We start from the raw sequence: 7,916 nt of genomic DNA on the forward strand, positions 1-7,916 counted from the left end.
CGGCGGCGACTCCTGCCGCGGCGGCGCGTCGCGCTGGCCGCGGCGGCGGCGCAGGCCCCAGAGCGTGAACAGCGGCCCCGACACCACGTACAGCGCGGCGATCACGAACAGCACCAGCGGCGTGTCGATGTACAGCGCGACGAAGATCAGCACGACCAGCGGGATCACGACGAACGGCACGCGGTCCGACAACGGCCAGGCCTTGAAGCTGAAATAGCGGATGCGGCTGACCATCAGCAGGCCGGCCGCGATCGCGATGCCGGGAGCCAGGCTCTGCACGAGCTCGTCGTCGCCGGCGAAGCCATTCGCGCTCATCATCCAGACGAAGGACATGGCGAGCCCGGCCGCGGCCGGGCTCGCCAGCCCCTGGAAATACCGCTTGTCGATGACGCCGACCTGCGTGTTGAAGCGCGCGAGGCGCAGCGCCGCGCAGGCCGCATAGATGAAGGCTGCGGCGAAACCGACCTTGCCCCAGAGCGGCCCGAGCCGCTGCAGGCTGGACAGGCTCCAGACGTAGAGCACCAGCGCCGGTGCGACGCCGAAGCTGACCATGTCCGACAGGGAGTCGTATTGCACGCCGAATTCGCTCTGCGTGTTCGTCAGCCGGGCGACGCGCCCGTCGAGGCCGTCGAGCAGGCCGGCCACGAAGACCGACATGGCCGCGTCCTGGGGCCGCCCGGCCAGGGCCGCGACGATCGCGTAGAAGCCCGCGAACATGGCTCCGGTCGTCAGCAGATTGGGGAGCAGATAGATGCCGCGGTGGGGCTTGCGGCGCTGGCTGTCGCTGGAGTCCATGCCTGAGTCTCTTTCGGAATACGGAAAGCTTGCGGGATAGCCGCGCCCTAGCCAAGTCCTGCGGCCGGCATGCTCGCCGCGCCGGGTTCGGAAGCGGGATCGGCAGCACTGCCGGGGATTTGCCGGAATTTGCTGCCACGCTCCACAGTACTGCCGCGCAACAGCTTGTATCGTGTGGATAACAGTGCTATCCAATAGCCACGATCGACCCGCGCGACTGCCCGCGCGATCACGGAGTCCCTATGAAAGCCATCCGAGTCGCCTTCGGCCTGCTCGCAGCAGTTGCCGCGACTGCCGGCCATTCCGCTGACAAAGTATACAAATGGAAGGATGCCGCCGGCGTCGTGCATTTCTCCGACGCGCCGCCGCCCAAGGGCACTGAATTCGACAACGTCCGCATCGTCAACCAGAGCGCGCCGATCACGCAGAACCCGCAGGCCGCCGCTCCGGCGGGCGACGCAGCGAACGCGGCCGGCGGCGAAGCCCAGCCGGCCGACGACGGCAACGCCGCGCGTTGCCGCTCCGCCCGCGAACGCATCGCGCTGCTCAACAGCTCGTCGCCGCTGACCATCGAGCGCGGCGGCAAGATCGTCGAGCTGACCGCCGCGGAACGCGCGGCCGAACTGCGTGTGGCCACGACCACGGTCGAATCGGTCTGCACGCCGGCCGCCGGCGGCCAGTAAACCCGGCGATGGCGCGCCTGCTCGGCTGGACCCTGGTCCTGCTCGCGCTGGCCGCCGCAGCCTGGTGGTACTACGCGCCGCATACCCTGCCGACCGCGCTGCGCCATTCGGCGCCGGTCTCGCCGAATGCCCAGTCCGCGACGCCGACCCTGTACAAGTGGCGCGACGCGCAGGGCCGGCTCAACGTGACCGACGAGCCCCCGAAGGACAGGCCCTACGAGACCGTCCGGTACGACCCGAACACCAACGTCGTGCCCGGCTACCGCCGCCCGGACGTGCCGGGCCGGGCCGACGAGCGGCCGATTCCGCCGGATCCCGCGAAGAAACAACCTTAGGCTTCATCGCCGCGGCCGGGATCCCGGCCATCGGAAGCACCGGCGCGGCTCGCTCCGGTTCATCGGTACCGCGACGACAGCGCGCCGCGCCAGCGCCGAGTCGCTTACCCGTGGACTGACCGCGGGCACTGGCCCGGTCGGCGCTTCTGCACCGAAAGCCGGCATCGATCAGGAACGCGTGTCCGACGGACCGACGTCGGCAGGCCGGCCAGTCCGTCGCGGAGCGGCCGGGCACGCCGGACCGGTTCAGCCCGCCGGCGCCAGCAGCGCGAGCACGTCCTCGCGGCTGAGCTGGCGGCTTTCGCTGTCGCGGCGCGCGCGGTACTCGAAGGTGCCGGCGGCGATACCGCGCTCGCTGACGACGACGCGATGCGGAATGCCGATGAGTTCCATGTCGGCGAACATGCCGCCAGGACGCAGGCCGCGGTCGTCGAGCACGACCTCGACGCCGCGCGCGTCGAGTTCCGCATACAGCGCGTCGGCGGCAGCCGCGACCGCCGAATCGTTCTTCGGATTGATCACGCAGATCGCCACGCGCCACGGCGCCATCGGTTCGGGCCAGATGATGCCGGCCGCGTCGAAGTTCTGCTCGATCGCCGCCGCGACGATGCGGCTGACGCCGATGCCGTAGCAGCCCATGCTGAGCACCTGGTTCTTGCCGGCCTGGTCGATGACCGTGGCCTTCAGCGCCTCGGCGTACTTGGTGCCGAGCTGGAACACGTGGCCGACCTCGATGCCTCGGCCGATGCGGAGGCGGCCCTGGCCGTCCGGCGACGGATCGCCGTCGACGACCTTGCGCAGATCCTCGACGCGGGTCACGCGCGCGTCGCGCTCCCAGTTCGCGCCGCGGTAGTGGCTGCCGTTCTCGTTGCCGCCGCAGACGAAGTCGGCCAGCACCGCCGCGCTGCGGTCGACGATGACCGGTACGTTCGCGGGCAGCCCGACCGGGCCGATGAAGCCCGGCGTGCAGCCGAGCACGCGGACGATCTCGGCCTCGTCGGCGAGCAGCGATTCGCCGGGCAGCTCGGGCAGCTTGCCGGCCTTGATCTCGTTGATCTCGTGGTCGCCGCGCACGCAGAGCGCGACCAGGCCTTCGACGCCGCGCACGAGGATGGTCTTGACGCAGTCCTTCGGCGCGACGCCGAGGGAATCGGACACCTCGGCGATGGTCTTCTGCGTCGGTGTCGCGACGCGCTCGAGCGCGGCCGCGGCGGCGGGGCGCGCCTGCGCCGGCGCGAGCGCCTCGGCCTTCTCGACGTTGGCCGCGTAGTCGGAGCCGTCGCTGAACGCGATCGCGTCCTCGCCCGACTCGGCCAGCACGTGGAATTCGTGCGAGGCGTTGCCGCCGATCGCGCCGGTATCGGCCTGCACGGCGCGGAATTTCAGGCCCAGGCGCGTGAAGATGCGGCCGTAGGCCTCGTACATGTTCCAGTACTCGCGCTCGAGGCCTTCGGCATCGAGATGGAACGAGTATGCGTCCTTCATGAGGAACTCGCGCGCGCGCATGACGCCGAAGCGCGGGCGGATCTCGTCGCGGAACTTGGTCTGGATCTGGTAGAAGTTGACCGGCAGCTGCTTGTAGCTGTGCAGCTCTGCGCGCGCGAAGTCGGTGACGACTTCCTCATGGGTCGGGCCGAAGCAGTATTCGGCGTCCTTGCGGTCCTTGATCTTGAGCAGCTGGCCGCCGAACTTCTCCCAGCGGCCGGTCTCTTCCCAGAGCTCGCGCGGCTGCACGGCCGGCATCAGCACCTCGATCGCGCCGGCGCGGTTCATCTCCTCGCGGACGACGGCCTCGACCTTGCGCAGCACGCGCAACCCGAGCGGGGACCAGGTGTACAGGCCGGCGGCGAGCTTGCGGATCATGCCGGCGCGCAGCATCAGCTGATGGCTGACGATTTCGGCGTCGGCGGGGACTTCCTTGACGGTGGCGAGGTGGAACTTGCTCAGGCGCATGGCGGCGGACTTGCGGCAGAAAAGTCCGTGATTCTATGCGCTCCGCGGCCGGGGCCCAACCGCCGGCGGGTGCCGTCTCGCGAAAACCGCCGTCCGGCCGCTGCCGGGCAGCGGCCGGACGCGGTCACTTGTCCTTCTTGACGAGCCCGCGCAATTTGTCGAACAGCGAGCCGGCCTTGACCTGGTCGACGACCTTGGTCAGCTTGCCGGCCAGTCCCTGCTGGCGCTCCATCTCGGCGAGCTCCTCGCGCTGGCGCTGGGCCATCTGCGCTTCCCAGCGGCGCTTCATCTCTTCCTGCTGCACCTTGGTGCGCAGCTGCTTGCGGTAGTCGTCGGGCAGCGCTTCGCGGAACAGGTTGTTCGGTTCGCGCGCGATGTAGCGGCCGATCTCGTCGTACAGCGCCTCGTTGAACTGCTCCGGCGCGACGGTCTTGGTCTGCTGGCCGCCGAGCTGGTCGAAGTTCGCGAACTGCAGACGTACGACACCCGACTCGGCGTCGGCGCTGAACACTGCCGAGAGTACGACGCGGCCGCGAGCGCGCGCGGTCGCGGCCAGCGCTTCGCCGTTGCCGTCCTTCTTCGTCACCGTGAAGCCGCCGATGTGGAAGCGCTGGAATGCGCCGGCGACGGTCTTGATCTTGGTCGTGCCGAGGACTTCGACGTTCGGACACTCGTCGGTCACGATCGGGCACGGGAACGACAGCTTGATTTCCTTGGAGGCCGGCTGGCTCTGGATCTTGAGGTCGTATTCGTGCTCGACCTGCAGCACGACGTCGCCGTAACCCGGCAGGGCGTAGCGGAAGGTCTTGCGGGGCTTGATGAAGCTCAGGTTCTGCGTGAGCTTGGACAGGTATTCGTACATCGCCGCCATGCCCGGCTCGAGCTGCGTGCGATAGGCGGCTTCGCGCTCCTGTTTCGCGCGATCCTGGTCGTCGGCGCCTGCCTTGCGCCGCTGTGCTTCCTGTTCGAGATCGTCCAGCAGACCCACTGCTCACCCCTGAGACGTAGAGAAGCCAACCCCGCCCTGCCCTCGTGCAAGCCGCATAGTATCCCCTCGCGGGGTTCCAGGGCACCCCGGCGCGGACGGACGCTTCCGCCGGCGCGCATCGGGAGGGCGCATTTTTGCGCCATAAATGCGCTTTGGCAAAAAGTGCGCCTCCGCCCCGGCGGCCGCGGATCCGCCGCCGAGCACGCCAGCGAAACGGCGCGGACAGATGCAGGACCAATACGGACTGCGCGACACAAAACCGTCACGAACGCGTAGGCGACACCGGATGCGCGGCTTTCGCGCGGGTCGCCCGGGCCGATCAGAGGCTCCGCCGCGGCGGCACGATCAGGTCGCCGAACAGCAGTCCGGCGACCAGCGACACGAGGATCGTGATCAGCGAGAACGCCGTGTCGACGCCGAGCAGCACGTCGCCTTCGAACAGGAACGACAGGCTCTTGAAACCGACGCTGCCGGGCACGAGCAGGATGATGCCGGGCTCGCGGATCACCGCACCGGGGCGCTGGAACCAGGTCGCGTAGAGGTTGCTGACCGCGCCGACGCCGAGCCCGGCGATGAACACGCCGAACTCCGGACCGAACTGCGCGCCGCCGAGCCGGGTCAGCGCATAGCCGAACATGACCGCGGCGACGACGATGAACCCGTCGCGCGGCGCGCTGCGGAACAGCACCGCGAAGGCCGCCGCGCCGGTGAACAGTCCCACCCATTCGACCCACAGCGGCACGGGCGCCGGCACGACGGCCGGCGGCACGACGCCGAGCACGAGGCAGAGCTGGGTCGCCGCGACCGCGCCGAAGGTCAGCTTGAGCAGGGTCGCCGTCGCGCCGGCCACGCGCGCGATGCCGGAGACCAGGTGCTGGCTCGACAGCTCGCGCACGGCCGTGGTCAGGGTCATGCCCGGCAGCAGCACGATCAGGCTCGCGAGCACGACGGCCTTCAGGGTCAGCGGCGCGACGTAGGCGCTGAACAGTGTCGCGATCAGGGTGACCAGCAGCGCCGACAGCGCCTCGAAGCTGTTGGACAGGCGCGGGCGGCTCTCGGCGCCGAGCGACAGCAGGCCGATCAGCCAGCCCAGCAGCGCGACGACGAGGAGGTCCATCCACGAGGCCTTGAGCAGGGTCGCGACGCTAGCGGACGCCACGCCGAAGCTCAGCACCATGAGCCAGCGCGTGCGCGTGCTCGCCGGACGGCCGAGCTCCAGCAGCTGCCGATAGCCGGTCTGCAGGTCCAGGCTGCCGTCGATGACGCGGTCGGCGATCTCGTCGACGGCGCAGAGCCGGCGCAGGTTGACCTGGCCCGGCGCTAGGCGGATGACCTGGGTCACTTCGGCTACCGGGTCGAGCTCGCGGCCCTGCTCGGAGAACGACAGCACGATCGAGGTCGGCGTCGACAGCACGTCGCAGGCCAGGCCCAGGCGGGCGCTGACCTTGCCGATGGCCTCTTCCAGGCGCGGCGCGGCCGTGCCGTACTCGTGCAGGCGCCGCGCGAGCGCGATGACGAAGCCGACGCGGGCCTTCAGCGATGCGCTGCGGTCGTTCATGCAGCGGCTCGGCAATAATCGGCGGCTGGGCCGCGGCGGCAGACGGAATCGGAATCCATGGGTTTGGGCGAGGCGCTGGCGATCTTGAGTGCATTGGCCTGGTCGGCCGGCGTGATTATCTACAAACGCCTCGGCGAAACGATCGTGCCGACGCGCCTGAACCTCATGAAAAATCTGATCGTGCTCGGCCTGCTGCTGCCGACCCTGGCGGTGATCGGCGAGCCGCTGCCGCGACTGGGCGCCGCGGAGCTCGCGATCACCCTGTTCTCGGGCCTGCTCGGCATCGCCGTCGCCGACAGCCTGTACCTGACTGCGCTGAACCGCCTCGGCGCCGCGCGCATGGGCGTGCTCGGCAACTTCTACAGCCCGTTCGTGATCCTGCTGTCCTGCCTGCTGCTCGGGGAGCGTCTCGGGCCTTTGCAGATGCTCGGCTTCGTGCTCGTCAGCAGCGGCGTGCTCGTGGTCGGCGCGCCGGCCGTGCAGGAACCGGCCGCACGCCGCGAACAGCGCCTGGGCCTGCTGCTCGGCGTCGCCTCGATCGCGCTCATGGCCGTGGCCATCGTGCTGGTCAAGCGCATCCTCGAGACCCAGCCGCTGATCTGGATGGTCGCGCTGCGCCTGGCCGGCGGCATAGGCGGTCTTGCGCTCCTGTTCGCCTGGCGCCGCGAGTCGCCGCTGCCGGGCCGCGCCGAACGCGCGCGCATCCGCTGGCCCGTCGTGCTGGCCGGTGCGTTCGTCGGCCAGTACCTGTCGATGGTGTTCTGGCTCGGCGGCTACAAGTACGCGCCGGCCTCGGTCGCGGCCATCCTCAACGAGACGACCTCGATCTTCATCGTGCTGCTCGCGGCGCTGTTCCTGCACGAGCCGCTGAACCGGCGCAAGCTGCTCGGCGTCGCGCTGACCCTGTCGGGCGTGGCCTGCATGCTGCTGGCCTGACCCGGGTCAACCGATACGGCGGAAGGTCAGGTTGATGCGCGGCGCCTGCACGCGCAGCGCGCGCGGCAGGTCGTGGCGATAGTTGCGCTGGGTCGCGCCGGCCATCAGCAGCAGGCTGCCGGAATTCAACGCGAGCTCCAGGCCCGTCGCCTTGTCACGCTTGTGACGCAGGCGGAAGCGCCGCGTCGCGCCGAAACTCAGCGATGCGATGACCGGTACCGGACCGAGTTCGGGCTCGTCGTCGCTGTGCAGCCCCATGTGGTCGCGGCCGTCGCGATAGAGATTGCACAGCACGCTGTTGAACGACTGCGCGCAGAGCGCCTGCAGGCCGCCGCGCAGCTCGGCCAGCACCGGCGTCCACGGCCGCGGCACGAAGCGCGTGCGCGAATAGGTGTAGACCGCGTCCGCGTCGCCGATCCAGCACGACAGCCGCGGCGAGTCGACCTCGCGGCCGAAGATCTGCAGCCGATGCCGTTCCCACGGAATCTCGGCCTGCAGTTGTGCGAACAATTCGGCCGGATCCGCGAACAGCCCCTCGGCCAGGCGCAGCTCGGCGCCGGGCAGGTCCGGCAAGGCCCGCCAGCGCGGCGGCAGCCACTGCACCGCGGCCGTCGTCACGAGGCTGGGCCGCCGACCACGCCGCGCGCGAACAGCGCGGCGCTCGCCTC

General features: G+C 69.8%; 8 protein-coding genes. 3 read left to right on the top strand and 5 right to left on the bottom strand.

Translation table 11 applies throughout. The features are described 5' to 3' along the window. A partial coding sequence (pssA, locus tag NON22_RS16920) for a CDP-diacylglycerol--serine O-phosphatidyltransferase (protein WP_257388121.1) occupies positions 1–795 on the bottom strand: 795 nt, incomplete at its 3' end. Positions 796–1,037: 242 nt separating this feature from the next. Here pssA and NON22_RS16925 point away from each other — a divergent pair. Continuing rightward, positions 1,038–1,478: a DUF4124 domain-containing protein gene (locus NON22_RS16925; protein WP_257388122.1), complete on the top strand. Its 441-nt coding sequence runs from the start codon at positions 1,038–1,040 to the stop codon at positions 1,476–1,478. Between the two features lie 8 nt (positions 1,479–1,486). Beyond that, positions 1,487–1,813 (top strand): DUF4124 domain-containing protein, encoded by a 327-nt coding sequence (locus NON22_RS16930; protein WP_257388123.1) that lies wholly within the window; start codon positions 1,487–1,489, stop codon positions 1,811–1,813. Positions 1,814–2,059: 246 nt separating this feature from the next. Here the strand turns inward: NON22_RS16930 and NON22_RS16935 are convergent, their stop codons facing one another. From NON22_RS16935 to NON22_RS16945, 3 genes are all read right to left on the bottom strand, one after another. Continuing rightward, positions 2,060–3,766: a proline--tRNA ligase gene (locus NON22_RS16935; protein ID WP_257388124.1), complete on the bottom strand. Its 1,707-nt coding sequence runs from the start codon at positions 3,764–3,766 to the stop codon at positions 2,060–2,062. 124 nt (positions 3,767–3,890) lie between these two features. Beyond that, positions 3,891–4,754: a hypothetical protein gene (locus tag NON22_RS16940; RefSeq protein ID WP_257388125.1), complete on the bottom strand. Its 864-nt coding sequence runs from the start codon at positions 4,752–4,754 to the stop codon at positions 3,891–3,893. Between the two features lie 319 nt (positions 4,755–5,073). Next, positions 5,074–6,312, bottom strand: a complete 1,239-nt coding sequence (locus NON22_RS16945; RefSeq protein WP_257388126.1) for a threonine/serine exporter family protein — start codon at positions 6,310–6,312, stop codon at positions 5,074–5,076. A 57-nt stretch (positions 6,313–6,369) separates the two neighbouring features. Between NON22_RS16945 and NON22_RS16950 the strand changes: the two genes are divergently transcribed. After that, positions 6,370–7,248 carry a DMT family transporter gene (locus NON22_RS16950; protein ID WP_257388127.1) on the top strand — a complete coding sequence of 293 codons (879 nt, stop codon included), beginning with the start codon at positions 6,370–6,372 and terminating at the stop codon, positions 7,246–7,248. A gap of 6 nt (positions 7,249–7,254) precedes the next feature. Here the strand turns inward: NON22_RS16950 and NON22_RS16955 are convergent, their stop codons facing one another. Next, on the bottom strand, positions 7,255–7,821 hold the full coding sequence (locus NON22_RS16955; RefSeq protein ID WP_425507995.1) for an alpha-ketoglutarate-dependent dioxygenase AlkB family protein: 567 nt from the start codon (positions 7,819–7,821) through the stop codon (positions 7,255–7,257). Between the last annotated feature and the right edge of the window lie 95 nt (positions 7,822–7,916).

This window comes from Tahibacter caeni, from assembly GCF_024609805.1.
In the GTDB taxonomy this organism is placed as follows: Bacteria; Pseudomonadota; Gammaproteobacteria; order Xanthomonadales; family Rhodanobacteraceae; genus Tahibacter; species Tahibacter caeni.